We start from the raw sequence: 26,043 nt of genomic DNA, 5'->3' as shown, positions 1-26,043 counted from the left end.
AAAAGGAGAACCATGGCAACGGACGACATCGTTCAACAGGCCAGCCAAGCCGGATTCTTCCCGCCGCGGCATCCGGCCGAAATCATCGCCAACGAGCGCATCGCGCCGGGCGTGATGCGCATGACCTTCCGCGACCCCTATGTCGCCAAGCACGCCAAGCCCTCGCAGTTCGTCGACCTGTTTCCGCATGACCCGATGAAGCCCATGCCGCGCCCCCTCGGCGTCGGCGAGGTGCATGGCGACGAAGTCAGCGTCATGTACGCGATTGTCGGCAAGGGCACCGCCGAATTCGCCGACATGAAGCCGGGGGAGAGCATCGATCTGCTCGGGCCCCTCGGCCGCGGCTTCGACATCAAGCGCAAGGCGCATTACCTGCTGGTCGCCGGCGGACTCGGCGTGCCTCCGCTGATCTACACCGCGCAGACGCTCCAGGCCGGTCTGGAATCCCGTTGCACCGCACTGTTCGGCTATCGCAACGAGCGTTTCGCCGACCAGTATGTCTCGAATTTCGCCGATCGCACGATGAGCATCGACAACGAGCACGGCAATGTCGTGACCCTGCTCGACCAATTGGAGGCCGAGGGCGGACTCGTCCGGGATGGGCTTGATCCGGTGATCATCGCCTGCGGGCCGCTGCCGATGATGAAGGCCGTCGCCTCGTGGGCGGCCGCGCGCGACATCCCCTGCCAGCTGAGCATGGAGCAGCGCATGGGCTGCGGCTACGGCACCTGCGTGCTCTGCACGATCGACACGGTCGAAGGCCGGCTCAAGGTTTGCTCCGACGGACCGGTGTTCACGCGCGAACAGTTGGGATGGCAGTGATATGAGTGACAAGAACTCGATGAACCTTTACGAAGCCCACGAATGGAAGCACCCGACCATCGTCGCCGGCGTGTCGTGGAAGAACCCGGTCGGCACCGCCTCCGGCACCTTCCAATATGCCGCCGTCCGCTGGTTCTATGACGTTTCCCAGCTTGGCGCCGTGTCCACGAAGGGCGTCTCGCCGGTGCCGTGGGAAGGCAATCCCAGCCCGCGCACCGCGGAGGGACCGGCCTCGAATATCAATGCCGTCGGCTTGCAGAATCCGGGCGTCGACCATTATCTAGTCGACGACCTGCCCAAGCTCAAGGCCGCCGGCGCCACCGTCATATCCAATGTGGCAGGGCATTGCGACGAGGACTTCATCGAGGTCGTCGCCAAACTCGCCGATTCGCCGGCCGACATGCTTGAGATCAACGTGAGCTGCCCCAACCTCAAGGCCGGCGGCATGTCCATCGGCGCAGACCCGGTGGCGCTGTCGCGGCTGATGGACAAGCTGCGCCCGATGACCGACAAGCCGATGATCGTCAAGCTCACGCCCAATGTCACCGACATCACCGTGCCGGCGCGCGCCGCCGTCGAGGGGGGCGCGGATTGCCTGAGCCTCATCAACACGATGGTCGGCATGCGCATCGACATCCGCACCGGCAAGCCGGTCATCGCCAACGTCACCGGCGGCGTCTCCGGCCCCGCCGTGCTGCCGATCGGCCTGGCCCGCGTGTGGCAGGTGCGAGGCGCGCTGCCCGATATCCCGATCATCGGCATCGGTGGCATCGACTCGGGCGAGAAGGCCCTTGAATACCTTTACGCCGGCGCGAATGCCGTCGAGGTCGGCGCTGCCGCGCTGTTCGACCCCGTGGCGCCCCTGCGCGTCGCCCGCGAACTCGATGACCTTCTCGACGATCGCCCCGAACTCGCCGCCAAGCTCGCCGCCGGCCAGACCTGGCGCTGAAGCCCCCCCACCCAACGAAAGGAAACCCATGACCGACGCAGCCCCGCTCGATATCCGCTTCACCCGCTTCCTGCTGGAATCCCAAGCCCTGAAGTTCGGCGACTTCACCCTCAAATCCGGTCGCAAGTCCCCGTATTTCATCAATGCGGGCGCCTTCGACGACGGCACGAAGATCGCCACGCTCGGCGCGTTCTATGCCGAGAAGATCGCCGCCGAGATCGAGGCCGGCAACCTGCCCGCGGACATCGACACCGTGTTCGGCCCGGCGTACAAAGGCATCCCGCTGGCCGTTTCCACGGCGATCGCGCTCAACGCGGCCGGCACGCGCATCGGCTACACCTTCGACCGCAAGGAGAAGAAGGATCACGGCGACGGCGGCATGATGGTCGGCACGCAGTTGAGGGACGGCATGAAAGTGCTGCTCGTCGACGATGTGATGACCGCCGGCACCGCCGTGCGCGAGGTCATCCCCAAGCTCAAGGCCGAGGCGAACGTCGAGGTCGTGGGACTGGTGCTGTCGGTCGACCGCATGGAGAAGACCAAGGACTCCGACCTTTCCGCGGTGAAGGCCGTCGAAGCCGAGTTCGGATTCCCGGTGTTCGCCATCGCGAATGTGTGCGAGATCTTTGCCGCCGGTCGCACCATCGAAACCGCCGACGGCACTCCCTACGTCACCGACGCCATCGCCTCTGCCGCCGACGCTTATCTGGCCCAATACGGCGCCTGAGCCATCACGACGAGGCGAGCGGCATCCGTCCTTTCGAAGAATTGTGTACTTGGCCTAAGTTTTGTGTACCTCAGAGTGAAAGACTCCGCCGAGAACATGGGAATCTTAGGGCATAGCTCGGAAAGGAGATACACAAAACTTGGTCCAAGTACACAATTCTTTACGATGTGCGCTTCGTTCGGCCGTTATTCGATCAGCTCGTAGCCGTGCTTGACGAGCACGGCTCGCAGCTTCTCGAGATAGTTCTCGGCCGCCGAGGAAAGCTTGGCCCGCTCGTTGGAGATCCAGCCGACGAGCATCGTCTCGTCTGAGTCAAGCGGCACAGTGACGATCTTCTCGTTGTTGAGGTCGCCGTTGTCGATGCCGGTGCACACCGTGTAGCCGTTGAGCCCGATGATGAAGTTCAGGATCGTGGCGCGGTCGGTCACGTTGATCTGCTTGGGGGAGTAGTCGGGCCAGACCGCCTCCTCGGCGAAGTAGAAACTGCCGCTCTCGCCCTGCTCGTATTGGATGAACGGGAAGGGCCTCAGATCCTTCATCGTGACGACCTTCTTCATGGCCAGCGGGTTGTCGCGGGAGATGAAGACATGCAGCGGCGCTCGGAACAGCGGATGGAACTCGAGGTGCTTCTCGCGCAACAGCTTGCCGATCACATCCTTGTTGAAATCCGACAGGTAGAGGATGCCCACATCCGAGCGCATATTGGCGACCGAGTTGATGATGTCGCGCGTGCGGGTCTCGCGGATCGTGAACTCGTATTCATCGGAACGGATCGAGTTGATCATCTCCACGAAGGCCTCGACCGCGAACATATAGTGCTGCGTGGAAACGGTGCATAGCTGCTTGCGCGGCTTGGCGTTCTTGTATCGCTCCTCGAGCAGCGAGGCCTGGTCGAGCACCTGCCGGGCGTAGGTGAGGAATTCCGCGCCGTCCACGGTCAGGGCGATGCCTTGCGAGGAGCGGGTGAAGATCTCGATGCCGAGCTCCTTCTCGAGCTCCTTGACCGAGGAGCTCAGGGCCGGCTGCGAGACATAGAGCTCGCGCGAGGCCTCGTTCATCGAGCCGCATTCGACGATTTTGACGATGTATTTGAGTTGGAGCAGGGTCATAAGACCCGTTTATACTCTCGGGCAGTTACGCAATGTCGGGTTATATCCACGATGCGGTTCGTAGGAGCATGTATCGGGAAGGTACCATGCCGTCAGCAGACGATACCGAGCGCCGTCAGGTCCGCACGCACCTGCGCCGAGTCCTGGAAATGGATGCCATGGATACCGACGGCCTCGGCGCCCGCGACGTTCTTCGCCGTGTCGTCGATGAAGACGCAGCTTCCGGGCTTGAGCCCGAAGCGGGTGAGCGCCAGCTCGAAGATGTCCGCATTCGGTTTGTGCATCTTCTCGATTCCGGAAACGACGGTGTCGTTCAGCTCGCCGAGCAGCGGGAACTTCTCGAAGGCGAGGCGGATGGTCTCATGCGACCAGTTGGTCAGTCCCCACACGCCGTAGCCGGCCGACCTGAGGTCGCGCACCAGCGCGTCCATGCCCGGCATGACGCGGGGCAACGCGTCGTCGTAATGCGCGATGTAATATTCGAAGATTCCCGCCAGCTCCTCGCCCTGCTCGCGTCGGATGTCGGGCAGGATGTCCTTGAGATCCTCGCCGGCGTCCATCCGGTCCTCGTAACGGAAGAAGCCGCAGGGGTCGTCGTCGGCGCAGATCCGGTCCACCAGCGCGGGGTCGAAGTGGCCTTCGAGGCAGGCGCGCGTCTGCCAGTCGAGCAGCACCCCGCAGAAGTCGAAGATCACGTCGCTGATGGAGCCGTCGGCCATGGTTCCCCCTTGGGTTTGGGTGTGTTTGCGTCGATGCCGAGGATATCAGGATATGAGGTCGGCGATCGCCTCGGGAATCGCGCGGATCACATCGGAGGCGACGATGGGATGTCCCGACGAGGGGATCCGCCGCTGGACGGGCTGCCCGAAAAGACGCGGCGCATCCCATCCCCGCTGGTCGGATTGGGAGGCCAACGCGGCGGCTGAGCCATGCAGCAGCGCGCCGGAAGCGGCGATGCGTGCGATGGCCGAGGACTCGAATTCATCCATGTCGTCGGCGTTCTGGGCCAGCAGCGCACCGAGCGCGCCGGCCAGCACATCGCCCGCGCCAGCCGTGGCCAGCCATGCCGGAGCCTTGCCGCACACCAGCACAGGAGCCGGCGCCGGACGAGCATCATCGTCATCGCCTGCGGGTTGGGCGGCGTCATTGGGCGTGACAATCAGGGTGGCGGCGCCTTTGAGCAGCACCGTCGCGCCAGTGGCGTCGGCCGCGAACCGCGCGTATCGCAGCGGCTCGTCGAGAACGTCATCCGCTGCGACCGATTCGGATCGGACCGGCGCGTCATGCGAGGCATGCGCGGCGGAACCGGCCGTCTCGACGCCGATGCGCTCGACCAGACGCGCCAGCTCCCCGGCATGCGGCGTAAGCACCACCTGCGGCGGCACATGATCCGGCAGCAGGTCGAGCGCGCCGGCGTCCACGACGATCGGCGGCATATCGTAGGGGTCTTCGTCCAGCTCGTCGGCATCGTCCAACGAATAATGGGCCAGCAGACGGGCGATGGTCGCACGCTGCGCATCCCGCTCCTCGGGGTCGCCCGCCGCATCGGGCACGCCGGAGCCGACCACCCATGCCTGCACATGCCCCTTGCCCATAACCGCCTCGGGCAAGGCGGCGAGCACCATGTCCTGCGCGCGTTCGGGGCCGAGATAACGCACCATGCCGGCATTCGAACGCGCCGCGGCCGTGACGGTGAGCACAGCCGCCCCGGGATAGCGCGCCGAACCGGTGATCAATCCGACCACGCCGCGCGAATACTTGGAATCGTCCGCATGGGGCAGCCGCACCACGTCCGCGGCGGTCGCGTCGTCGACGGCGAGCGCGGCGGGAGCGGCGGCGGTCAGATCGAAATCGAAGTCCACCAGCACCAGGCGCCCGCACGCGAAGGTGGCCGGCGGCAGCATCGCGCACGGTTTCATCGCGCCAAAGGTCACGGTCACATCGGCCGGGATCACCGGGCCGGGCAGCGTGCCGTCGTCGACGCCGATGCCGGAGGGCGTGTCGATCGCCATCACCAACGGCAGTCCGCCGGCCGGTTCGCGATCCGGCAGAGCCGGCGCATCGGGAAGAGCCATATGCCCGTCCTCGTCGGGGCGCAGTCCGAGCAGGGACGCGACCGTGCCTGGCAGACCGCGCAGCGCGCCGTCAAGCCCGATGCCGGTCATCGCGTCGATCAGCAGATCGGCGGAACGGGCCAGCTCGACCGCGGCCCCCAGTCGCTTGCCCGCCTCGCCCGCGGAGAAGCCGGACGGGCAGCCGGGGATATCACCCGCCGGGTCAAGCACCAGCACCTTGCCGCCTGTGCGAACGAACGCCGCGAAGGCCTCGGCATGCAGCGTGCGGCCGACGGCCACGCAGGTCACGCGCGCGCCTTCCTCCGCCAAAGCGGCGGCCGCATACAGTCCGTCGCCGCCATTGTCCCCGCCGCCGGCGAGCAGCACCACCGAGGCCTCGTCGAGATCGATCCCCTCGTCGTCCAGCATCTGCGCGGCGACATGCGCCGCAGCTTCGGCGGCCATGCGCATCAACGGCACGCCGCGTTGCAGCAACGGACGTTCCATCGCCCTGACATCCGCCGCCCTCCACGCGGCATGCAGCAGTAGATCCCGACGTTCCCCCGTGCGCTCGGCGTGCATGGCAACCCCTTTCCGGATGGCTGACGTTTCCTTCACTCTACCCGCGGCAAGGCCGTTGCGTCGAGCGTGAACGCGGCGCGGCTCATGTCCATGCGCGACTACCTCGCGCATCTTCATGCCTGCGGCGTATGGATACGCCGACGGCATGCGCATTTGACTTGCGCCGGCGGACTTTCTAGCGTTACCAGTAGCAAGACGGCACCTATGAAAGGATCGGAATGAAAGCCGCGATCTATAAGGACATCAAGACCATGGCCTGCGAGGAACGTCCCCGCCCCGAAATCGAGGAAGCCGGCGATGCGATCGTCCGCGTCGTGCGCGCATGCGTGTGCGGCTCCGATCTGTGGTTCTTCCGCGACGGGCGCGACGCGGACACGCAGACCGGCCATGAGGCCATCGGCGTCGTCGAAGAGACCGGCGCATCGGTGACGGGCGCCAAGCCCGGCGATTTCGTCGTCGTGCCCTTCCCATATTCCTGCGGCGTGTGCCCGGTGTGCAAGGCCGGCTTCGAATCCAGCTGCCCCCACGGCGGCTACTTCGGCTCCGCGGAAGGCATGGGCTGCCAGGCCGAATACCTGCGCGTGCCCGAGGCCGACGGCACATTGGTCGTCGTGTCCGGCGACGCCGCGTCGTTCTCCGACGAGATGCTCGCCGATCTGCTGGCCCTGTCCGATGTGATGCCGACCGGATACCATGCCGCGGCCTCCGCCGAAGTCAAGCCCGGCGACACGGCCGTCGTGTTCGGCGACGGCGCGGTCGGCCTGTGCGGCGTGCTGAGCGCGAAGCTGCGCGGCGCCGAACGCATCATCGCGATGAGCCGGCATGAGGACCGGGCCGCCTTGGCCAGCGAGTTCGGCGCCACCGACATCGTGGCCGAGCGCGGCGACGAGGCGGTCGCCCGCGTGCTCGATATGACCGGCGGCTATGGCGCGGACGCGGTGCTCGAATGCGTCGGCTCGGCCCAGTCCAATGACACGGCCATGAAGGTGGCGCGCGCCGGCGCCATCGTCGGACGCGTCGGCTTGCCCCACGGCGTCGAGGCCGACATCCCCGGCCTGTTCTATCGCAATGTCGGCCTGCGCGGCGGCCCGGCTCCCGTGCGTCATTACGACACGGCGGTCGACCATCTGCTCGACCGTGTGCTGGCCGGCGAGATCCACCCCGGTCGCGTGTTCACCAGCGAGTTCACGCTTGACGACATCCAGGCCGCATACGATGCGATGGACCAGCGCCGCACGATCAAGTCCCTGCTGCGCATAAGCGACGTGGCCTGACGCCGGCTCGCCGACGTGAATCCGCGCTCACTTCGGTTCATGTCATGCGCCCGACGCGCGGGTGGCATGAACCGGAGCAGCCGTGCGTCGTGGTTCAGCATGCACCAAGCTGGGCGGACCGTGTCTATGTGTCTAAGACCGATCCGCCGGCCCTCCGCACAATGATTCCCTCCCGTCCGCTCCTCAATCCTCATATTCCTCAATTTCCAGAAACGAGATCATTCATGTCCGTCAGTCTTCGCTCCCTGTTCTCCGATCCCGCCCGTCCCCTGGGCGAGACCGACCCCGAATTCGTCGAGCTTTTCTCGCGCTTCGCCTACGACGAGGTCGTGCATGAGCCCGCCGCGAATCATCCGGACATGGACGAGCGCATCCGCTCGATGGTCGTGCTCGCGACCCTGATCGGCTGCCAGGGCATCGATGCCTACCGCACGATGCTGCCGGCCGCGCTTGACGCGGGCATCACACCGGTCGAGGCCAAGGAAATCGTCTACCAGGCCACGGCCTATCTGGGCTTCGGGCGTGTGCTGCCTTTCCTCAAGGCAACCAACGAGGTGCTGGCCGACCGTGACGTCGCTCTGCCGCTCGAGCCGCAGGCGACCGTCACCGCCGACACGCGCATGGCGGAGGGCGAGCGCAAGCAGATCGAGCTGATCGGCGAGCACATGCGCGGCTTCGCCGACGCCGGCCCGGAGGAGACCCGGCATATCCACCGGTGGCTCGTCGGCAACTGCTTCGGCGACTATTACACGCGCAAGGGGCTCAACGGCCGCGAGCGCGAGATGGTCACGCTGTGCTACATCGCGGCGCAGGGCGGCTGCGAGCCACAGCTGACCAGCCACGCCAAGGCGAACATGCATGTGGGCAATGACAAGACATTCCTCATCGCCGTCATCTCCCAGGCCATGCCCTACATCGGCTATCCGCGCACGCTCAACGCGCTCAACTGCATCGACAAGGCCGCGGCCTGATTATTCGAAAACGCGAGGAACCGGTGTGCCATTGACGGCTTTACGCCGAGCATCACGCGCCGCAGACATCATGGACCGCCCTGTATTACATGTGTATTGCACCCATACGGCGTGAGTAACGAGCTCTGTGAGACAATCAACGGATTAAGCATGGCCCCTCGGGAGCCAAGCGCCAATGCGAAAACGGCTCCCACATGAACAGTTGGCGGATTGGGCGAACAGTTGGCGGCCTTATCGCGAAACCACTGTCAAAAATCAATGGTTTCGAGGCGTCATACCTAGGATAGGCCGCCAACTGTTCGCCCAATCCGCCAACTGTTTGACCTCGAGTCATAGGAAACGACCGTTATTGCGATATTCGGCAATGGCTGATCCGACGATGGTGAAGTACTCGTCGAGATTTCGTTTGGTGGCGAATGTCAGACGTGTGGCGGGGAACGTCCGCCAGCCCGCGTAGTCGAGGTTGTTGCGCTTTTCGATGTCTGCTTCCCAGCGGCTCATGTCGTAGTGGTAGCGGCCGTCGTATTCGAGGATGACATGGTCCTCCGGGTAGGCCATGTCGACGTGAACTACCCGGCCGCTTAGAGGCAGCGCGATCGGCAGGTTGACTGCGAGCTCCGGTAGACCTCTGCGCTGGGATTCCAAACGCAGTAGAGTCTCTTGCGGCGAGTCGGTGTTTTCTCTGCATAGTTCCAGCGCCCGGCGAAAACGAGCACAACCTTGGAACCTCCCTAGCTCGTCGGCATATGCGAGCAGACGTTCCTTGGAACTCAGCCGAAGCGCTTTGTTACGGCATGTGGCCCAGTCAAGCGCCACCACCATGCTCTCGTCATCGACATATTGGGCGATCTGGCACAGAGCATGCTCAACGCTGACTACGCCGATAAGATCGTCGAGCATGGTCCGTTCCATGGTGCTAGCGCAATAGTGGTGTTTGACTCCGGCCAGCTGCGTGAGTCGGCCTTTACTGTCAACCGTGGCGTGAAGCATGTTCTCGTCATAGCGATGGTTGTAGTTGAGACGAGCCGTTATTCCGCCGAGCTCAAGACGCGTGCCGTGGCTGAAGCTCAGTGTGTTGCGCGTGCGCATCCCAGCTTCGCGGCAACGTTCATGCATGGATGCCGCTCGTTCGCGCGCTTCGTCCAAGGTGAAGAAACCCAGGTATCCGTGCTGTTCCATATTCCGTCCTCCTTGCCCGGCCCATTGATTATTGCCACGGTAGAGGGGTCGGGTTGCCGGACGCAAGCCCATCGGACCTTTGTGGATAACTGCTTGCGCGGCCGAGCGATTGGCGCCTCGTTCGAGGTGGCGCTCGCCTTTGCTATAGTGTTCCTTTGGTTTTTCGCGTCTGCCGCCGCTCTTGACCGAGAACCGGCGGCCGGCGAACGTGGTCACGTAGGCAAAGGATTTGAAGGTATGGCCATCGAGGCGCAGGGATTGGAGATTCAGATCGGCGCGCGCACGCTGCTCAATCCGACCGACTTTCATGTCTCCAAGGGCGACAAGATCGGTTTGGTCGGCCGCAATGGCGCCGGCAAGACCACGCTGACCCGTGTCATCACCGGTGACATGCTGCCTACCTCGGGCAAGGTGCGTGTCTCCGGCAAGCTCGGCTATCTGCCGCAGGACACGCATGCCGCCGATCCGGAGCAGACCGCGCTCGACCGCATGATGAGCGCCCGCGACATCGCGCAGATCATCAGCCGCATCCGCAAGGCCGAGAAGGAGATGACCGACCCGGATCCGGATGTGATGACCAAGGCGATGAACCGCTATGACAAGGCCATGCAGGACTTCGAGAAGGCCGGCGGCTATGCGGCCCAATCCGAGGCGACGGCCATGGCCTCCTCGCTGGGGCTTCCGCAGGAGGTCATGGAGCAGCAGCTCGGCACGCTTTCCGGCGGCCAGCGCCGTCGCATCGAGCTGGCGCGCATCCTCTTCTCCGACGCGGACACGCTGATCCTCGACGAGCCGACGAACCACTTGGACGCCGACTCGATCGAATGGCTTCGCGGCTACCTCAAGAAATACGAGGGCGGCTTCCTCGTTATCTCTCACTCCACGGAGCTGCTCGACGAGGTCGTCAACAAGGTCTGGCATCTCGACGCCCAACTCGGCCAGATCGACATGTATTCGCTTGGCTGGAAGGCCTACCTGCATCAGCGAGTCGTCGACGAGGAGCGCCGCCGCCGCGAGCGCGAGGTCGCCGAGAAGAAGGCCGAGCGCCTGATGAAGCAGGGCATCCGCCTGCACGCCAAGGCCACGAAGGCCGTCGCCGCGCAGAACATGATGCGCCGCGCGGAGCGACTGCTTTCCGAGACCAGCGAGGCGCAGAAGGCCGAGAAGGTCGCCGACATCCGCTTCCCGGAGCCCGCGCCCTGCGGCCGCACGCCGATCATGGCCAAGGACATCTCGAAGGCCTATGGTTCGAACATCGTGTTCGCCGGTGTCAACCTTGCGATCGACAAGGGTTCGCGCGTGGTGATCCTGGGATACAACGGCGCCGGCAAGACCACGACGCTGCGCCTGCTCGCCCATCTGGAGGATCCGGACACCGGTTCGGTCGACTACGGGCACGGCTGCAAGATCGGCTACTTCGCCCAGGAGCACGACACGCTCGACCTCGACGCCACGGTGCTTGAGAACCTCACGCATGTCGCTCCGGAATTGAACGACACGCAGGCCCGCTCGATCCTCGGTTCGTTCCTTTTCTCCGGCGACGATGCGATGAAGCCCACGCGCGTGCTCTCCGGCGGCGAGAAGACCCGTCTGGCCCTGGCCACGCTGGTCACGTCGCGCGCGAACGTGCTGCTGCTCGACGAGCCCACCAACAACCTCGATCCGGCCTCGCGCGACGAGATTCTGAAGGCCATCGCCAAATACGAGGGCGCGATCGTGCTCGTCACCCACGATGAGGGCGCCGTCGAGGCATTGAACCCCGAGCGCGTGCTCCTCATGCCCGACGGCGACGAGGATCTATGGAACGACTCCTACCTGGAGCTGGTTGCCGAGGAATAGATGCGGCGACCCGCTTGGCAGGTCGCCGCGCGAGCCGGCCGCAGAGAACGTCCAGTGGACGTTCGTGCCGGCGGAGCCATCCGTTTTCCCGCGTTACGGCGGAATCGACGTACCTTTGTACGCCTTCATCCGCCGCGCCTCGCGGCCGCACACATCTATTCCACGGCAACTTCGTTGCCGAAGAATCAGCGGAGCGTTGTCTTCGTTGTTCCTCAGTCGACGTACTTTTGTACGCCTTCCTTCGGTACGCCTTGACACCGCACGCGTTTATTCTCCAGCAACTTCGTCGCCGAAGAATAAGCGGAGCGTTCGCCACATTGTTCTTTTGGTGAAGCGAGAGTGAAGCGCACGTTTACCCTGCGCAACCGCCGATGCGGTGGGATGGAGGCATCCCGCCGCGATGCGGCGAATGACGCAAGGGGGAGTTTATGCGTGCATGGTTCCGTGATGTATTCGCAGCCGCGGTGCTGACATTGGTCTTGGCATCGGCGGGATGTTCGATGACGAACGCCGGAGAACAGCAAGACAGTGCGAATACGACGGGTGGTCCGAAACAGGAAGCATCCGCCGATTCATCGACGCAACAGAGTCCGACCGCCACACTGGCCAAGCAGTTCGTCGCCTGTCTGGTGTCGAAGGGCTTTGATGCCCGCGTCGAGGGCGAGAAACATGATCAGGTCGCCCTCTTGGAGATCGACTGGAACGGCCAGGCTGTCCAGCCCGTCGTCTCCACCGATCCAGACGGCACGGTGAACCGCGATTGGAGCGGCGACCTCACGATGTATCCGCACATCATGTTGAGCGGCATCGATGGCGATGTCATCACCGGAGAATATTTTCCCTACGTTCTTGCGCAGAGTTCCTCCGAACTCGCCGACTCGCCTTACGCGGACAAGCAGCAGGATTACGCCGTCTGCGAGGCGAAATACCCAGCGTTCACGCAGGCGCCGCCACAATCCGTTCCCGATCAATCCAAGGCGAGCGAAGAGGACCGTAAGGCGGTGCTTGCCTTTGCGAAAGAAGCGCGGGTCAAGGGATTCGCATGGGTGGCCGATCCGTCGGCGGACTCGCCGCTGAGCATCGTCATCCCGACCGACGTGCCGCGTGAGGAGGTCAAGCGTTTCCTCGTCGATTGTCCGACCGATGACACGCCGGTAACGATCGCATGGAACGGCGACTACCCCTACGACATCAACGAGCTCAACGCCGAAGCGCAGGCCGAGCGGGCTCAGGGAACGACGCAACGGCAGTAACCTGGGCGGATATGCGGCGGGCACTGCAGGCGCTTCCAGAAGAGCGTGTGCGGCTTACACGCAATCCATGGGGACTGAACATCAATCGTGCGAACAGCCGCGGAAAGGGGATGCGGTCATGAGGCAGAGAAACAAGGAAACGACGCGGCGTCGCGGCAGGACCATGGCAGCCGTCCTGACGACAATCGCTCTTGTCGTGGCATTGGCGACGGCATGCGTCATATGGCGTCCATGGACGCACTTCAACGACGCAACCGACGCCTCCGACACCGTGGACATCAGCACCCTCAAAACCGCCGAGGTGACGCGGGGCACGCTCAACGCCGAGACCATGCTCGGCGGCAGTCTTGGATACGACGCGGCGGCGGCGTTGCCCGCGGCCTCCGGCGTCATCACCCAGCTGCCGGCGGTCGGCACGGTCGTCAACACCGGCGAACAGGCTTATGAGATGGATGGCCGCGCCGTGCCCTTGTTCCATGGGTCGCGCCCGTTTTGGCGCACGCTCCAGCAGGGCGTTGAAGATAGCCCTGACATCATGCAGCTCGAGGAGAACCTTGCCGAATTGGGATGGTTCTTCGGCTTGCCCGACGACCACTTCGACTGGTACACCACCGATGCCATCCGACGTTGGCAGGCCGGGCGCGGTCTGACCGGCCAAGCCATCGATGGCGTGTTCCAACCCTCGCAGGTGGCGCTCGCCGCCCAGGCTCCCGTGCGCATCACACAGATCACGGCCAAGCTCGGCGACACCAACGTCAGCCCGGCCACTTACACCGGCACCATGCTGCATGCCACGGCCACCGTCACCGCCGCACAGGCGAGCCAGTTCAAACCCGGTGACAAAGCGAGTGTGATTCTGCCCGACAACACAACCGTTGACACGACGATATCGGCCGTCGACCAAGGCGGGCAGCCCGTGGGCAGTCAGGGACAGACCACGCAACCTTCGATTCGCATCGACTTCCCCGACCAAACGCAGGTCTCTTCATACGGTGCCACCTCGGTGCGCATCAGCGTGCCATCGGCCGCACCGGACATGACGGAAACGCTTATCGTGCCGGTGACCGCGCTTATCGCCTCCGCCAATAACGACTATGCCGTCGAAGTCGTGCGCGGCAAGCAACTAGAACGCATCGGGGTCGAAGTCGGCCGCGTCGCCAACGCGCGCATCCAGCTCACCAAGGCCCCGGGTCTCAAGGTTGGAGACAAGGTGGTGGTCTCATGAGCCGAGCGCCATCGCATTGTCTAATCGAACTCGACGAAGCCACGAAATCATTTCCCCGCAGGGGCGCGTTTCCGCTGGAAATCCTGCATCCCACGACGCTTGGCATACGCAGTGGCGAGCGCGTCGCCATCGTCGGCCCCTCCGGCTCCGGCAAGTCCACGTTGCTGTCGATTCTCGGCACCCTGTCCATGCCCACAGCTGGCGAACTGCGATACGACGGCGCATCCGTGACGACAATGGGGGAGCGGCGCCGCTCCGCATTGCGGGCGGATGCCATCGGCTTCGTCTTCCAGCAGTTCCACTTGATCGATACCGTCAGCGCTTTGGAGAATGTGACGATGGCGCTGCAATACACGCGTGTGCCGCGGCGTGAACGGCGCGACCGCGCAGCCGACGCATTGGAGCGGGTCGGTCTGGCGGAGCGAATGGGGCACAGGCCGCCGCAATTGTCGGGCGGCGAGCAGCAGCGCGTCGCCATCGCACGCGCGCTGGTCAAGGAACCGGATGTGATCTTCGCCGACGAGCCCACGGGCGCGCTCGACACCGGCACCGGACACGCGATCGTGGATCTGCTGCTCGATGTCACTGGGACGACGGGCGCTGCGCTGGTCGTCGTCACCCATGACCCGTCCGTCGCCGCGCGTTTCGACCGCATCCTGCATATCCAAGATGGTCAGGTCAATGAGAGATACGCCGATTCGTTGGATGCGATTGGCTCCGTCAAATCCTTTGGCTTCGGCGTGGATGCTGTTTCATCACATTCCGTCGCTCCCGTCGGATCGGAGACAAGGAACGCATCATGAGCCGCCGTCCCCTTTCCACCCGTATCCTCGACCTTGCGCATAACGCTTGGCTCGGGGTGTCGGGACGCGTCTCACGCACGTTGTTATCGGCGTTGGGCATCGCGTTGGGTGTGGCGGCATACGTCGCGCTGTCCGGTGTGGCCGCCTCCAACCAGGCCGCGCTGCTCGCCCGACTCGACAGACTCGGCGCCAACCTCTCCGTCGTGACTCCCGCGGACGGTGCAAGCGGGAAAATCACCATCCCCGAATACGCACCGGACACGCTGCGTCGTCAGTCCGAAGTGGAAAACGTCGGCGTGTTCCACGCGCTGTCCAATCCGGCCATCGTCACCAAGAACGAGTTCATTCCCGCATCGAATGGCAACGGCATCGGCGTGACGGTGATGGAGCCCGGCGCACTCACGGCTCTTGGCACGCATATCGCACAAGGGCGAGGCATCACATCGGCGAACGAGGATCTGCCGGTGACGGTGCTTGGTTCCGAGGCCGCCTACCGTCTCGCGGTGACCTCGCCCGGCGACCGCGTGCTCATCGACAACACGTGGTACGGCGTCATCGGCATCCTGGAGCCCACCCCGCAGGCCCCGTCCTTCGACACCACCGCGCTGATCGGCGGCGCATGGGCGAAGCAACACTACGCTTCGGACGAGCATGTGGGCGACATCAGCGTGCTCTACGTGCGCACCGCACCGGGCGACGTGCAGAGAATCCGCCGCCTTCTGTCGCATGCGGCCAATCCGGGCGGTGGCCTGCTCACCGTGGATGCGGCCGCCGACCTGTCCAAGGCGAGGGCGGCGACGGATGATTCGATGACGACGCTGGGCGCGTTGATCGGCGTGATCGCCCTGTTCATCGGCGGCATGTCGATTGCCAACATGATGGTGGTCACGGTGATGGAGCGACGCGGCGAGATTGGCCTGCGACGCGCATTGGGTGCGACGCCGGGAGCGGTGCGCATCCAGTTCGTTTCCGAGGCGGCGCTGCTGTCGGCATTGGGTGCGGTGGTGGGCGCGTTGCTGGGCATGGGCGGCGCCATGGCCGCGGCTCTCTGGCAGAAGCAGCCACCGGCGCTGGCCTGGTCTTCGCTGCCCCTGGCTTGCGGCGCGGCCATGCTCGTCGGCGTGCTCGCAGGACTTTACCCGGCATCCCGCGCCGCCCGGATGACTCCCGTCGAAGCCCTGCGTGGCGAGTAGCGGATGAGAAACGGCCGGGTGAGATGGAAGTGAAACGATCCTTCACCCCACCCCACCATGCGCGGCGTGAAATGGAACCATAGGCCGGCCGCATCGTCGCGGCCGACGAAGGAGGGACGAACCATGACCACGATATCGAAACTGACACGCGATGCCGTCGCCTTGCTGGCGGTGAGTGCGATGGCGACAACGATGACCGCCTGCTCGACGAGCGGAGCCACGGGGAAAGGCGGAGACGACGCGACGCAGACGAGTGATACGTCGTCGCAAACGAAGTATTCCGGAGGTCCGGAGGAGGATCCGGTGGCCAAACGCTTCGTCGCCTGTCTGGTGTCCAAGGGCATCGATGCCCGGGTCGTCGGTGGTGACAACGTGGGGCTGCGTTGGGTGGATGCGGCCGGCAATCCCGCCCAAGAAGAATTGGTCGATGGGCCGGACGGGGAACCCGTGATGAGCATGGTCGCCGACCCCGAGCTATATCCGAACGTGGCGGTGTTCGGTAGCGAGGGATATGCCGACGGCACCAGTTTCGACTATGTGCAGGTCAACGACGCCAGCGGACTTGCCGGATCTCCCTATGACGACAAGCAGGATGAATACGCGGCCTGCGAACGCGAGAATCCCGACTTCTCTCAGTCGCCCGGCATCAATCCCGCGGATGAGCAGAAGGATGCGAGCGCCGAGGACAAGCAGGCCGTGTTGGATTATGCGCGCCATGCGAGGGAATTGGGATTCACATGGGTGGCCGATCCGACCGCCGAGCAACCCTTAAGCATTGTGTTCACGCCCGACGTGCCTCGCGAGGAAATCAAACGATTGCTGACGGAGTGTCCTGTCGAAGGCACGCCCGTGTACACGAGTTTCAACGGCGATTTCCCCTATAGCGTCGGCGAGTTGCTCGAAGAAGCCCGCCAAGCGGCGAGCAATGGGCGGTAATCGCTATTGCGCGAATATGATGCATGCCTCGAACATGCCCTCCGGCGTCTGACTGAGCCGCAGATCAGCTCCGAGCGCTTCGCATGCGGCCTTGGCGATCGACAGGCCGAGTCCGACGCCATTGGTGCCTGCGAGGCGGGATTGTGCCCCGCGATGGAATGGCTGCGTCAGATCGTCCATATTGCCGTCGAAGCGTTCGTCGGTGGTGTTGGTGACGATCAACGCGGCTCCATCCGTCCTGTTCTCCGTTTCCCGAGAGTTCCGCCGTGCCGCGTTGGCGTAGGCTTCGTCGGTGTTCCCATCGATGAGGCCGGCCGTCGGAACGGGGACGATCGATATGACGACGCGTCCGCCGGCGACGTTATGCAGCACCGCGTTGCGCGCGAGATTGCCCACGGCCAGATCCAGCAAGGTCCGTCCGCCGCATACGAAGCATGACCTCAGTCCCATGACATCCACCGACAATCCGCGTCGCGTGATTTCCTCACGCAACGCATCGTCGGCGAGCGCGGCGTCCACGCATCCGCGCACATCGGTTCGCTCTGGCGTAGCAAATGGCCTCACATCGGATTGATCCGGGTCATCCATCGTCCTTGCGCCCACGGTTTGATGCAACGCTCCCTTGCCGGCTGTCGCGCTCCCATAGGCGCCGGATTCGATGCGCGAGAGCTGAAGCAGCGCGTCCACCAGCGCGGCCGCCCTGTGGTTGGCGGCGAGCGCGCGTTCGACCGAAGGCGTCACGTCCTCGGGGAAACGCCCCTGGGCCAGCGGCGCGTCGAGATTGGTTTCGATCATCGCGATGGGCGTGCGCAGCTCATGCGAGGCATTGGAGACGAAGCGTCGTTGCGCCGCGTATGCGGCATCGATGCGCACGAGCAGATCGTTGAGCGAGGCGGCGAGCCGATCCACTTCGTCGGGATGCCGAGACGCGGAACCCACGTCGATATGCGCGTCGGCAAGCGATTCCGCGTCCAAGGCGTCGGCCTGCGCGCTCACGGAGACGAGACGACGCGACATGCGCCGGCATACGAGCCACACGCATACGGCGCCCAGCAGTCCGAACAGCAGGAACGACGCCACCATGCCCACACGCATCGCGCCTACTGCGGCGCTCGTGGTCCATACCGTTATTCCATCGGGCGTGGTGAGCGTGTACATGCCGCCGATGTCGCGGAGAGTGCTGCTGCCGTCGGCCATATCGTTGGTCGAGAACATCATCGATCCGCTGTCTTCGGGAGAGTTCCACCACCCCTGGGCCACGGTCGCGCCGTCGTTCTCGATGGTCAGGCTCGCTTCGAACAGTTTCGTCGATATCACCTGCTGCAGGGCGACCGCGCCGGCGGCGAGCACGGCGAGCAGCAGCAGGATGACGATGGTGAGTTTCGTGGCGAAGGTGCGCGGCCACAGGCGCGTCATCATCCTCGAACAGACGCCACGCAATCCACGCGATCCGCGTCGTCCGCGCATATCGTCGGATGCGCCCCTATCCGTGCCTGCGTTCGCATGCAGCTCGCTCCCATTCCCCGTGTTTCCACTCATCGCAACCGATATCCTTCCCCTCGCACCGATATGATGGCCTCCCTGTCGCCGATCTTGCGGCGCAGCGAATACACGGCCGCCTTGATGACCTCGCCGGGGTCGCCGCCGCCATCCGGCCACACGTCGCGGTAAAGCGCCTCCAAGGTCACGAAGCCGCCGTCGGCGCGCATCAGCGCGGCCAGCACCCCGTATTCCTTCGGCGTGAGACGCAGCGGCTCGCGACCATCGTCCCGATAGGCGAGACGACGCGACGTATCGACCAACAGGCCGCCGCGCCGGAGCATCGTCGGCCGTTCCCCGACCTCGCCACGGCGGGCAAGCGCGCGCAATCGCGCCATCAGCACCGGCCATGCGAAGGGCTTGGCCAGATAGTCGTCGGCGCCCAGATCAAGCCCGGAGACCATATCCTCGACCTGACCGGCGGCGGTGAGCATCAGCACACGCACCGGCATGCGGTTGGCCGCGATCGTGCGCATCACCGCGTCGCCGGACAGCACCGGCAGATCGCGGTCGAGCAGCACGATGTCCACGGACTGGTGGGCAAGCGTGGCCAGCGCCTCCATGCCGTTCGAAGCGGTCAACGTCGCGTATCCCTCATGCCTCAGCGCGTCGTCCAACGCGTCGCGCATGCCGGCCTCGTCCTCCACGATGAGCAATCTCATGCCACCCATTCTGCCCGCCCAAGGTGAAGCCAAGGTGAAGTGGAATACGCCCGTCAACCGTTCAACGAAGCATGCGCCGCACCTCATCCGCCCGCTGGCACACCAGTTCCGCCACGCGGCCGACGATGCGTTCGGGAAGACGGCTGTTGGTCGACAACTGGTCGCGCACGATGTCCGGCACCGCGTCCAGAACGGTCAGATCCCAACGGTCCCAGTCCTCGATCAGCGACAACTGCCAGCGGGCGTTCGGCTTCTCCCCGGCGTCGTCCAGCCAGAACGGCTTGGCCGGATAATCGTCGTTGTCCATCATCTCCAGATCCATGCCGTTGAACAGGCTCTCGCCGGTATCGAAGATGGGTGCGGGGGAGACCGCCAACGTCTCCACGTCGCGGATCAGGCCGAAGTTGTTGTAATGGCGGTCTGTGTTGCGCAATAGGTAATCCAGCAGCAGAAAGTCGTCGGTCGCACCGACGATGGCATCCCGGTCCGCCCCCGCGCGCTCGCAGGCGTCAATCCACGCCGCCTTGCGCTCCTCGTCCGAAGCCTTGCGGAACAGCGGCATGAGCTGGCCGCCGGGTATCAGTTCCTCGCGGTCGGTCACCATGTCGGGGCAGATGCACACGCGTTTGCCCTGCGCATGGCCGACGCGGTATTCGACATGCGCCATGCCCAGGAGGTCGGCCACGCGCGAGGCAATGACCTCATTATCTGGTTCCTGTCCGGAACGGCCCGCCTTGATGAGCTCGCGCGTCCCGTCCGGTGTGATCACCCATCGCTTGGGCAGATCGCCGGCGCTGGTGACGTCGGGCGTGTTCACATCCGCAACCCGCGAGGAATTGCCGTAGAACAACGCCCGGCCAAGTTGCTCGTCGAAATCGTTATGGAAGAAATTGAGGTCGGCCCACTGCACGTCATCGCGGTCCAGCGGTCTGGCCCAATACTGGTCCGACAGGCTCAGTCCCAGGCTGCGGTCCAACAGGTCCGAGGCAAGCGGAATGCCCATGCCGGCCAGCGCCGTGCGGATGCCGTCGCGGGTCATCGGCACGCCACGAGACCTCCACCATCGGGTGATCGATTCGCCGGTCGGTTCCGGATGGCCGTCCACCCACATGCCGAACGGCACCCGCTCCCGGTCGAATATCTCGCCGGCCATCAGCGCATAGCCGCCGGTGGGGAAATACCGGAACTCCATCACCGGGCGTTCCCGGCACATCAGCATCCGGTTCATTTCCATGCGGGACCTCCCTGAGCGCTCCTTCACGATTCTAGTCAAGCAAATGGAACGGAATCTACGGTCATATCGTCTGTGATGGTCCCATGTTGGCAGACGTTATTTCAGCCGGCAACTGAACCAGCTTGGGGTTGTCTGCGCGACAATATTCATCCAGCGATTGCACAACGACGGCACATGGAAAGGGATGCATATGCGCAACATCATGGATCTGCAATATCAAACGATGAAAACACCGTGGGTTCTGACGTTCGTGGGGCCGGTGATGACCCTCGTATCCCTGTTTCTGCCATATGCGAGCGCCAAGGACGCCGACCAAGGCGCCGCGCTCTCACAGTTGCTCGGAGACGACGCCGCGCATCCCTCCATGGTGGGTTTCGCGCGTATCTATCTGGCGCATGCAGGCAACGAGGTCCCGACTGCGCAGGCATATCTGACCGTCGGACTGACGGGTGCCATCGCCGCGATCGCGATGGTGGCCCTGCTGTTCGCCGCGTTTAGGAAAGCGATACCCGTGGCCGTGCTCAGCGTGCTTCTATGCATGGCGCACCGTCTGCAGGAATACGACTTCTCCGACCGCGGCATCGTGCCCTCCGACACATACGCATGGGGGATCGGCCATCATCTGCTGTTTGCGGCGGTGCTGGTGACGATGAGCGGCGGCATCTGGTTTGCGTTGGACAAACGACGCGTGCGCAAAGAACTCGCCGAAGCCGAGCAACATGGGGAAACCGTGCAACGACGCGGCGCGTGATAAGAAATTTCGGGGCAGAAACAGTGCCGTTGCGCAGGGAAATTGTTCTCTATGGTCGATAATGAGAATAAGCGGAGGCAACGAGGCCGCCGTCGACCATATGAATTGGAGACGACCATGGACAAGGCAGTGAGAGTGTCCGCAATCGCACTCACCGTCATGATGCTTATTCCGCTTGCGTCCTGCGTCGGACAACCGGACGCGCAGAAGGCGGATGACACGAAGCAGACGACGAGCAGCACAACGAAGCGCAAGGATGCGGACGACGCGAAGAAAACAGACAAGAAAGCCGAGGACAAAGGCACTGATAGTACCCAGACGACGCAGAATCAAAGCAGCGGCACAGCGGACTCGGGAAGCGAGCAGGCCACGCAGAATCAAAGCCAGCAGTCGCCGGCGGATGATTTGCAAGCCATCGTGGACGGCTTGGTAGTCGGCAGCGACGGACGCAGTGACACCTACGCGCTCGTGCCAGACGACGGCATGGGCGGCGTGTGGAAGCAGTGCTCCCCGCAGCAGGCCATCACCGGAACGACCTACGTCATCGGCAAGGACTACGACTACATCCGTGCCGCATCCGACACCCTATGGCAGTCGGGAACGCCGACGGTGGTGAACTGCCCCGCGCAGGCGCTCGGCATGCCCGCGGATGTCCTGAGCCAGCTCGGCCAAGACACCGACGGCCAATGGCAGTCCGCCGGCTGGGACGGCTACCGAGCCATTTGGCAGCGCTCGGGCAATGCCGGCGATGTCATCATTCAGCAGATTGGGTGAATCGATTCCCCGTGATGGGTGGCTTGTGACCATAAGGATCAAGCCACCCGAATTTGCTGAAGGCGAGAATTTCAATAGCCGAATAATTGAAATATCACTCCAGAAAGTACGAATCAATTTCAGCGGAAGACTTCAAAATCTCATGCTCGGCAACTCCCACAGAACGGGCAAGTTCAATTGACCCTGTGAACGCCTTCTCCACGTCGGGATCAAAGGCCACGTCCAACAAACCGTAGTACACCGATAGTGAAGCATTCAGATTTTCCACATATATCTGATACTTCTGCGAGAGCTTTGCATCAAGTTTCTTACGTTCTGCGGCGTAGCGTGCAATCAAATCCTGCTCATACTTATTCAGACTATCCTTCGCCACTTTCCACATGAACGTACCGGCGGCATTCCCAATCAACGCGCCCAATACTGGAACCGGGATGATCGTCTGTCCCAAGGTCGAAGACAATGTGCTCACCGCCACATCAAGGCTTAGCGACGTCGAATTCTCGTAGAAGTCGATCTCGGATATCTCTCCGTTGCGCAGAAGATTGGCCTGTTCTGCGATGCCGAATGCAGCAGTGACCATAGCGCTTGCCGTCGCCGCAGGAGTTTTCGCCATGTTGGAGAGCAAATACACGCCTGCGCCACGAACACCGCCTTTAACCATGCCCAGACCGCCGGATTGTGCGATCTCCATCCAATCGTTCGCATTGAAGTCGCTAAGCTCGCGCCCATCTCTGGTCTTGGAACGAATTGCCAGAACCGTTTCGGTTCCGCCCTCCATTATGGCCGCAACGCCGGTGGCCTTCATTCCTTCCCGCATGGAGGGTTTTGCCTGGTCACGCATTGCAGCACGGCGGCGCTTATCCGTATCCTCGATACGCCGACGCTCATCCTGCATGGTTTTATCGATGGCATTCCTCTGTGCCTGTCCGTACGTGATGTTCGCGGGTTCGAGATCATCGATAGTGATGTTTTTATCGTCGAACACCGAATGAACGAGTTTCCAGTCCCCATACGTAGGTTGCCCATTGCTCTTTGCAAGCTTTCCCGCATCCTCAGGACTTAAAGCAAGAAGCGCCCTGACCATCTCATAATGATCCTTGGGTATTTGGTAGACGCCGTTTTTCTCGAGGAAATCAGGATACTTATCGAGGTGGTCGAGCACAGCCGTCAGCGAGTAATGCCCGCCTGAGTTAACGAACTTCTGTTGGATATGAAGTGCACCGCGCCGCAGATCATCCACACCATTATCGTTGACCCATTGCGCCGCGCCTTCCTTGCCTTGCACCAGGTTCTTGGCATTCTCAATACCTACTTCGGCCACCTCAGCGATGAATCCATGCATGCCTTTTTCGCCGCCGCGGTTACGCTGGATGATTTCAACGTTGATTGTGCGCATAGCCTCATCCAATGAGTGCAGCGCACTATCAAGATTCACATCCTGCGCGTGCAACGAATCCAGCAACGCGCTGATTCGCAATTGATTAAGGTACTCAACCCATGCAGAGGCAAGAATCTCCGGGGTCTTTTTGACACCGTCATCTGAAATCATTGCTCAGAGTTCTCCTCATGGCCGATTGATTTATTCATCAACGCAGCCAACGATTTCGCGTTGTTCACCAACGCTCCCAGCTCCAGTCGACGTTCTTCAGGTAGTTGAACGTAATCCGCGCCGTAAAGATCAATGGACGCACGATAAGATTCGGTCAAATGGCATCGAAGTTCCTCGGATTGTTCAAGCAACGCAGAAATGAGTGATCCATTTTCGCGCGCTTGTTCCGTATTGCGCTTCAAAGCAAGAAGCTGCTGATGCTTTTCGTTCTGAAGATCGATCTTCTTCTTCGTGAACAGCACGATGGATGTCAGCAATGTCGCTCCGGCGATGCCCCAGCCAATCGGCCCAGCCATAGCGAGCAGGGCATTGCCGGCAGCCATACCGCCGCCACCAGCAGCAAGCGCGCCGCCTCCCAACCATGCAATGGCCGCGCTGTTTGCAGCAGCTCCTGATAGCGTCGCAATCGCGGCTCCCGTTGATGCAGTGCCGAACGTCGTGGCCGCCCACATCGCCGCAGTCGGCATCATGCTTGCCACGGCAATGCCAGCAGCCGCCCCAGCACCCGCACTCATGGCGGAGGTGCGCGCAGCCTGCAGCTGCTCCATGGCGAATTCCTCGGATTGCTTGAACTTCTTTCGCTCGGACGCAATGTCCCCAAGTTCGACGTCGAACGATTTGGGCTTGTTAGCGATGCTGTTGATGATGAACTCGACATTGTCAAGCAAGTCGCCAGAGCGCTCGCGCTGGCGATACAGCGTCAATCCGGCATCGTTCATTTTGCTGTATGCATTGTTGTAATCAATGATCGCTTGATCGTATTCGTCGATTTCTTCCTTCTGTGCCCAAGGATTGTTCTGGGCCACAAAAACTCCGACGTCCGAAGCGGTTTTCTGTACTGCATTACCAACATCTCCAGCCGTATGCATGATGGCAGAGCCAGCATCCGAAGCAGCGTGGGAAGCGACTTCTCCCACATTGTTGGCGAATCGACCAACTTCTTGAACGGTTTTGCCTGCCACGTCGCCAACACCTTTGGCTGCCTGTTCAGCCGCTTTTGCGGCCGTGTTCGCTATTGCGCCGATATCGATATTGAACCCCATATTTCAACCTTTCTTACAGGTTTTACTATAAAGGTGTTTCTCGTCAAGAACCATATTGCTTAGTCGGAACCTGAGTGGCCCGGGAATCTCGTTGAAACGTTGCCCAATGAGGATAGATCATCATGCGCTTCAAAGCGAAGATGTATGACGTGACTTGCCGTGCTGGCCTTCATGCCGAATATGTCAAGAAGTCTCAAGCTAGATGGATCCCGCTGCGTGCGCATAAACAAGCAGCGCGATATGGACGAAGATGAAGAAGGGCAGTCCCCATACGAAATACCAGTCGTTGATTTTATGTCGTCTCAGGCGTATGGCGAGAATCCCTCCCAAAGATCCGCCTAGGAGCGATATGCCGATCAGGACGAACTCCCGAATGCGTCGGCGGCCATGCTCCGCCATCGTCTTGTCGTAGCAGAAAATGATAAAAGTCACGATATTTATAATCGCTAGGTAGATACCGAGTACTTTCAGCTTGAGCATGTCAAATTGCCCGAGCAGCAGTCCGAAATCCAATTGCACCAGTCTCCACCGCCATGCGCAGATGAGCGCCCAGATGATGATGCAGAGTATGGATGTGAACCACCAGGCCACGTTGTGCTTGTTGATTCGACATTTGGTCCAGACGAAGAGCGCGATGAGCATGCCCACGCCACCACCTGCGACTGCGAAAAGCGACAGCAGCCTGCCGTCCATAAGCCCGGTATCAGAGTTGTAGTCGTTCTTCGCCATGATGAAGAAATCGATGGTGAAGAGGACGAATGTGATGAGGTTGATGGCGATGAGGTAGATGATGAGAGGATTCACGGTCGTTCTTTCGTCGGAATGTGACAGCTAAGACGATTTCATAAAAAAGACTTAATTGCAGTGGGTGCCGTACATGGTGTGCGCATTGTAATGCATCTGCCGGGCCACTGCGCCGAGGAAATAGCCAGCGCAGGCACCGGCTAGGGCGGTAGCGAAAAGGGCATTCATCCCGTAGGCATCGATACGTGCGAACATGATGCCCCAGTTCCCTGGCATCGCGATGCAATTCGGCTGTGCGCTTTCCGGCAGGGAACCGCAGGGCGCGTATATCGCCACCTGCATCCACAGTGCCGATATCAGTTGGACAATCAATCCCGCGAGAAGCGGAGTAGGAGCAACATAGAGATTATCAACACGCCACATCCATGCGGCTGAGGTGACGACCATCAGTATCGGCGCCACCAGCACAACGAATACACCCGTCGGCATACTGTACGGGAAGGCAAATGCCATAACCGTCATCGGAACGTATATCGCTATTATGGCGAACCAAATGGGTCTTGTTCTTGAATCCCCAATCATTTGTGATTTTCCCCAGCTTTCGGAAGGTATGTCTCTTCGGTAGTGTCAAGAGAAACTTTTTGAAACGATTTGTCCTCTGATTTTCCGTCTGTTCTCTCAGGCAACTCGTTTCTTCTCGAGCATTTTGCAATGACTTCACGACAGCCTCTAAGCACCTCCAAATCAACTGTCCGACAAATCGTACGATCT

At 62.2% G+C, this 26,043-nt stretch carries 24 protein-coding genes; 13 read left to right on the top strand and 11 right to left on the bottom strand.

Features of this window, described 5'->3' with window-relative positions; genetic code table 11:
- The first annotated feature begins 12 nt into the window (after positions 1 to 12).
- The 3 genes from AC1AUD_RS05725 to pyrE are packed head-to-tail and all read left to right on the top strand — an operon-like array spanning position 13 to position 2,498.
- On the top strand, positions 13 to 822 hold the full coding sequence (locus AC1AUD_RS05725; protein WP_476572946.1) for a dihydroorotate dehydrogenase electron transfer subunit: 810 nt from the start codon (positions 13 to 15) through the stop codon (positions 820 to 822).
- 1 nt (position 823) lies between these two features.
- Positions 824 to 1,771 carry a dihydroorotate dehydrogenase gene (locus AC1AUD_RS05720; protein WP_476572944.1) on the top strand — a complete coding sequence of 316 codons (948 nt, stop codon included), beginning with the start codon at positions 824 to 826 and terminating at the stop codon, positions 1,769 to 1,771.
- Between the two features lie 28 nt (positions 1,772 to 1,799).
- On the top strand, positions 1,800 to 2,498 hold the full coding sequence (pyrE, locus tag AC1AUD_RS05715; protein WP_476572942.1) for an orotate phosphoribosyltransferase: 699 nt from the start codon (positions 1,800 to 1,802) through the stop codon (positions 2,496 to 2,498).
- Positions 2,499 to 2,683: 185 nt separating this feature from the next.
- On the opposite strand, the gene AC1AUD_RS05710 is transcribed toward pyrE, so the two are convergent.
- The 3 genes from AC1AUD_RS05710 to AC1AUD_RS05700 all read right to left on the bottom strand — a co-directional run bounded on the left by AC1AUD_RS05710 (position 2,684) and on the right by AC1AUD_RS05700 (position 6,243).
- Positions 2,684 to 3,607, bottom strand: a complete 924-nt coding sequence (locus tag AC1AUD_RS05710) for a LysR family transcriptional regulator (RefSeq protein WP_476572940.1) — start codon at positions 3,605 to 3,607, stop codon at positions 2,684 to 2,686.
- A gap of 92 nt (positions 3,608 to 3,699) precedes the next feature.
- Positions 3,700 to 4,326 (bottom strand): HAD family hydrolase, encoded by a 627-nt coding sequence (locus tag AC1AUD_RS05705; protein ID WP_476572938.1) that lies wholly within the window; start codon positions 4,324 to 4,326, stop codon positions 3,700 to 3,702.
- Positions 4,327 to 4,371: 45 nt separating this feature from the next.
- On the bottom strand, positions 4,372 to 6,243 hold the full coding sequence (locus tag AC1AUD_RS05700; RefSeq protein ID WP_476572936.1) for a bifunctional ADP-dependent NAD(P)H-hydrate dehydratase/NAD(P)H-hydrate epimerase: 1,872 nt from the start codon (positions 6,241 to 6,243) through the stop codon (positions 4,372 to 4,374).
- A 218-nt stretch (positions 6,244 to 6,461) separates the two neighbouring features.
- Between AC1AUD_RS05700 and AC1AUD_RS05695 the strand changes: the two genes are divergently transcribed.
- The gene (locus AC1AUD_RS05695) at positions 6,462 to 7,517 is read left to right on the top strand and encodes a zinc-binding dehydrogenase (protein ID WP_476572934.1); all 1,056 of its coding nucleotides are present in this window, start codon (positions 6,462 to 6,464) and stop codon (positions 7,515 to 7,517) included.
- A 224-nt stretch (positions 7,518 to 7,741) separates the two neighbouring features.
- Positions 7,742 to 8,488 (top strand): carboxymuconolactone decarboxylase family protein, encoded by a 747-nt coding sequence (locus tag AC1AUD_RS05690; protein WP_476572932.1) that lies wholly within the window; start codon positions 7,742 to 7,744, stop codon positions 8,486 to 8,488.
- Between the two features lie 330 nt (positions 8,489 to 8,818).
- On the opposite strand, the gene AC1AUD_RS05685 is transcribed toward AC1AUD_RS05690, so the two are convergent.
- Positions 8,819 to 9,883: a hypothetical protein gene (locus AC1AUD_RS05685; RefSeq protein ID WP_476572930.1), complete on the bottom strand. Its 1,065-nt coding sequence runs from the start codon at positions 9,881 to 9,883 to the stop codon at positions 8,819 to 8,821.
- Positions 9,884 to 9,904: 21 nt separating this feature from the next.
- Between AC1AUD_RS05685 and AC1AUD_RS05680 the strand changes: the two genes are divergently transcribed.
- The 6 genes from AC1AUD_RS05680 (at position 9,905) to AC1AUD_RS05655 (ending at position 16,916) form a co-directional block, all read left to right on the top strand.
- The gene (locus AC1AUD_RS05680) at positions 9,905 to 11,506 is read left to right on the top strand and encodes an ABC-F family ATP-binding cassette domain-containing protein (protein ID WP_476572928.1); all 1,602 of its coding nucleotides are present in this window, start codon (positions 9,905 to 9,907) and stop codon (positions 11,504 to 11,506) included.
- Positions 11,507 to 11,934: 428 nt separating this feature from the next.
- Positions 11,935 to 12,759 (top strand): hypothetical protein, encoded by an 825-nt coding sequence (locus tag AC1AUD_RS05675; protein WP_476572926.1) that lies wholly within the window; start codon positions 11,935 to 11,937, stop codon positions 12,757 to 12,759.
- A 118-nt stretch (positions 12,760 to 12,877) separates the two neighbouring features.
- On the top strand, positions 12,878 to 13,984 hold the full coding sequence (locus AC1AUD_RS05670) for a peptidoglycan-binding protein (RefSeq protein WP_476572924.1): 1,107 nt from the start codon (positions 12,878 to 12,880) through the stop codon (positions 13,982 to 13,984).
- The gene (locus tag AC1AUD_RS05665; RefSeq protein ID WP_476572922.1) at positions 13,981 to 14,787 is read left to right on the top strand and encodes an ABC transporter ATP-binding protein; all 807 of its coding nucleotides are present in this window, start codon (positions 13,981 to 13,983) and stop codon (positions 14,785 to 14,787) included. Before AC1AUD_RS05670 ends, AC1AUD_RS05665 begins: the two co-directional genes overlap by 4 nt.
- A complete protein-coding gene (locus AC1AUD_RS05660) occupies positions 14,784 to 15,980 on the top strand; it encodes an ABC transporter permease (protein ID WP_476572920.1) in 1,197 nt (398 codons plus the stop codon). The genes AC1AUD_RS05665 and AC1AUD_RS05660 overlap by 4 nt, the downstream gene beginning before the upstream one ends.
- 123 nt (positions 15,981 to 16,103) lie before the next feature.
- Positions 16,104 to 16,916 (top strand): hypothetical protein, encoded by an 813-nt coding sequence (locus tag AC1AUD_RS05655; protein WP_476572918.1) that lies wholly within the window; start codon positions 16,104 to 16,106, stop codon positions 16,914 to 16,916.
- 3 nt (positions 16,917 to 16,919) lie between these two features.
- On the opposite strand, the gene AC1AUD_RS05650 is transcribed toward AC1AUD_RS05655, so the two are convergent.
- The 3 genes from AC1AUD_RS05650 to AC1AUD_RS05640 form a co-directional block, all read right to left on the bottom strand.
- The gene (locus AC1AUD_RS05650) at positions 16,920 to 18,455 is read right to left on the bottom strand and encodes a sensor histidine kinase (protein WP_476572916.1); all 1,536 of its coding nucleotides are present in this window, start codon (positions 18,453 to 18,455) and stop codon (positions 16,920 to 16,922) included.
- The gene (locus AC1AUD_RS05645; RefSeq protein WP_476572914.1) at positions 18,452 to 19,117 is read right to left on the bottom strand and encodes a response regulator transcription factor; all 666 of its coding nucleotides are present in this window, start codon (positions 19,115 to 19,117) and stop codon (positions 18,452 to 18,454) included. The genes AC1AUD_RS05650 and AC1AUD_RS05645 overlap by 4 nt, the downstream gene beginning before the upstream one ends.
- A gap of 61 nt (positions 19,118 to 19,178) precedes the next feature.
- Positions 19,179 to 20,351, bottom strand: a complete 1,173-nt coding sequence (locus AC1AUD_RS05640) for a HipA domain-containing protein (protein WP_476572912.1) — start codon at positions 20,349 to 20,351, stop codon at positions 19,179 to 19,181.
- A gap of 190 nt (positions 20,352 to 20,541) precedes the next feature.
- On the opposite strand from AC1AUD_RS05640, the gene AC1AUD_RS05635 reads away from it, so the two are divergent.
- Together AC1AUD_RS05635 and AC1AUD_RS05630 are read left to right on the top strand one after the other, a co-directional pair.
- Positions 20,542 to 21,102 (top strand): hypothetical protein, encoded by a 561-nt coding sequence (locus AC1AUD_RS05635; protein ID WP_476572910.1) that lies wholly within the window; start codon positions 20,542 to 20,544, stop codon positions 21,100 to 21,102.
- Between the two features lie 117 nt (positions 21,103 to 21,219).
- The gene (locus tag AC1AUD_RS05630) at positions 21,220 to 21,876 is read left to right on the top strand and encodes a hypothetical protein (protein WP_476572908.1); all 657 of its coding nucleotides are present in this window, start codon (positions 21,220 to 21,222) and stop codon (positions 21,874 to 21,876) included.
- A gap of 94 nt (positions 21,877 to 21,970) precedes the next feature.
- Here AC1AUD_RS05630 and AC1AUD_RS05625 read toward each other — a convergent pair whose 3' ends face one another.
- The 4 genes from AC1AUD_RS05625 to AC1AUD_RS05610 all read right to left on the bottom strand — a co-directional run bounded on the left by AC1AUD_RS05625 (position 21,971) and on the right by AC1AUD_RS05610 (position 25,785).
- Positions 21,971 to 23,425, bottom strand: coding sequence for a hypothetical protein (locus AC1AUD_RS05625; protein ID WP_476572906.1), 1,455 nt, complete (start codon positions 23,423 to 23,425; stop codon positions 21,971 to 21,973).
- Positions 23,422 to 24,528 carry a hypothetical protein gene (locus AC1AUD_RS05620; protein WP_476572904.1) on the bottom strand — a complete coding sequence of 369 codons (1,107 nt, stop codon included), beginning with the start codon at positions 24,526 to 24,528 and terminating at the stop codon, positions 23,422 to 23,424. The genes AC1AUD_RS05625 and AC1AUD_RS05620 overlap by 4 nt, the downstream gene beginning before the upstream one ends.
- 198 nt (positions 24,529 to 24,726) lie before the next feature.
- Complete coding sequence (locus AC1AUD_RS05615; protein ID WP_476572903.1) at positions 24,727 to 25,332, bottom strand: DUF1294 domain-containing protein; 606 nt, start codon at positions 25,330 to 25,332, stop codon at positions 24,727 to 24,729.
- A gap of 51 nt (positions 25,333 to 25,383) precedes the next feature.
- Positions 25,384 to 25,785: a hypothetical protein gene (locus tag AC1AUD_RS05610; protein WP_476572901.1), complete on the bottom strand. Its 402-nt coding sequence runs from the start codon at positions 25,783 to 25,785 to the stop codon at positions 25,384 to 25,386.
- Between the last annotated feature and the right edge of the window lie 258 nt (positions 25,786 to 26,043).

It is taken from the genome of Bifidobacterium sp. LH_730 (genome assembly GCF_056355835.1).
Note: the sequence above shows the minus strand (reverse complement) of the source record. Positions and strands in the feature narration are given on the sequence as shown.

Excerpts from the sequence above, each read along its gene's own strand:
- AC1AUD_RS05725 (WP_476572946.1), top strand. The coding sequence starts at position 13 with ATGGCAACGGACGACATCGTTCAACAGGCCAGCCAAGCCGGATTCTTC.
- AC1AUD_RS05720 (WP_476572944.1), top strand. The coding sequence starts at position 824 with ATGAGTGACAAGAACTCGATGAACCTTTACGAAGCCCACGAATGGAAG.
- pyrE (WP_476572942.1), top strand. The coding sequence starts at position 1,800 with ATGACCGACGCAGCCCCGCTCGATATCCGCTTCACCCGCTTCCTGCTG.
- AC1AUD_RS05710 (WP_476572940.1), bottom strand. The coding sequence starts at position 3,607 with ATGACCCTGCTCCAACTCAAATACATCGTCAAAATCGTCGAATGCGGC.
- AC1AUD_RS05705 (WP_476572938.1), bottom strand. The coding sequence starts at position 4,326 with ATGGCCGACGGCTCCATCAGCGACGTGATCTTCGACTTCTGCGGGGTG.
- AC1AUD_RS05700 (WP_476572936.1), bottom strand. The coding sequence starts at position 6,243 with ATGCACGCCGAGCGCACGGGGGAACGTCGGGATCTACTGCTGCATGCC.
- AC1AUD_RS05695 (WP_476572934.1), top strand. The coding sequence starts at position 6,462 with ATGAAAGCCGCGATCTATAAGGACATCAAGACCATGGCCTGCGAGGAA.
- AC1AUD_RS05690 (WP_476572932.1), top strand. The coding sequence starts at position 7,742 with ATGTCCGTCAGTCTTCGCTCCCTGTTCTCCGATCCCGCCCGTCCCCTG.
- AC1AUD_RS05680 (WP_476572928.1), top strand. The coding sequence starts at position 9,905 with ATGGCCATCGAGGCGCAGGGATTGGAGATTCAGATCGGCGCGCGCACG.
- AC1AUD_RS05675 (WP_476572926.1), top strand. The coding sequence starts at position 11,935 with ATGCGTGCATGGTTCCGTGATGTATTCGCAGCCGCGGTGCTGACATTG.
- AC1AUD_RS05670 (WP_476572924.1), top strand. The coding sequence starts at position 12,878 with ATGAGGCAGAGAAACAAGGAAACGACGCGGCGTCGCGGCAGGACCATG.
- AC1AUD_RS05665 (WP_476572922.1), top strand. The coding sequence starts at position 13,981 with ATGAGCCGAGCGCCATCGCATTGTCTAATCGAACTCGACGAAGCCACG.
- AC1AUD_RS05660 (WP_476572920.1), top strand. The coding sequence starts at position 14,784 with ATGAGCCGCCGTCCCCTTTCCACCCGTATCCTCGACCTTGCGCATAAC.
- AC1AUD_RS05655 (WP_476572918.1), top strand. The coding sequence starts at position 16,104 with ATGACCACGATATCGAAACTGACACGCGATGCCGTCGCCTTGCTGGCG.
- AC1AUD_RS05650 (WP_476572916.1), bottom strand. The coding sequence starts at position 18,455 with ATGAGTGGAAACACGGGGAATGGGAGCGAGCTGCATGCGAACGCAGGC.
- AC1AUD_RS05645 (WP_476572914.1), bottom strand. The coding sequence starts at position 19,117 with ATGAGATTGCTCATCGTGGAGGACGAGGCCGGCATGCGCGACGCGTTG.
- AC1AUD_RS05640 (WP_476572912.1), bottom strand. The coding sequence starts at position 20,351 with ATGGAAATGAACCGGATGCTGATGTGCCGGGAACGCCCGGTGATGGAG.
- AC1AUD_RS05635 (WP_476572910.1), top strand. The coding sequence starts at position 20,542 with ATGCGCAACATCATGGATCTGCAATATCAAACGATGAAAACACCGTGG.
- AC1AUD_RS05630 (WP_476572908.1), top strand. The coding sequence starts at position 21,220 with ATGGACAAGGCAGTGAGAGTGTCCGCAATCGCACTCACCGTCATGATG.
- AC1AUD_RS05625 (WP_476572906.1), bottom strand. The coding sequence starts at position 23,425 with ATGATTTCAGATGACGGTGTCAAAAAGACCCCGGAGATTCTTGCCTCT.
- AC1AUD_RS05620 (WP_476572904.1), bottom strand. The coding sequence starts at position 24,528 with ATGGGGTTCAATATCGATATCGGCGCAATAGCGAACACGGCCGCAAAA.
- AC1AUD_RS05610 (WP_476572901.1), bottom strand. The coding sequence starts at position 25,785 with ATGGCATTTGCCTTCCCGTACAGTATGCCGACGGGTGTATTCGTTGTG.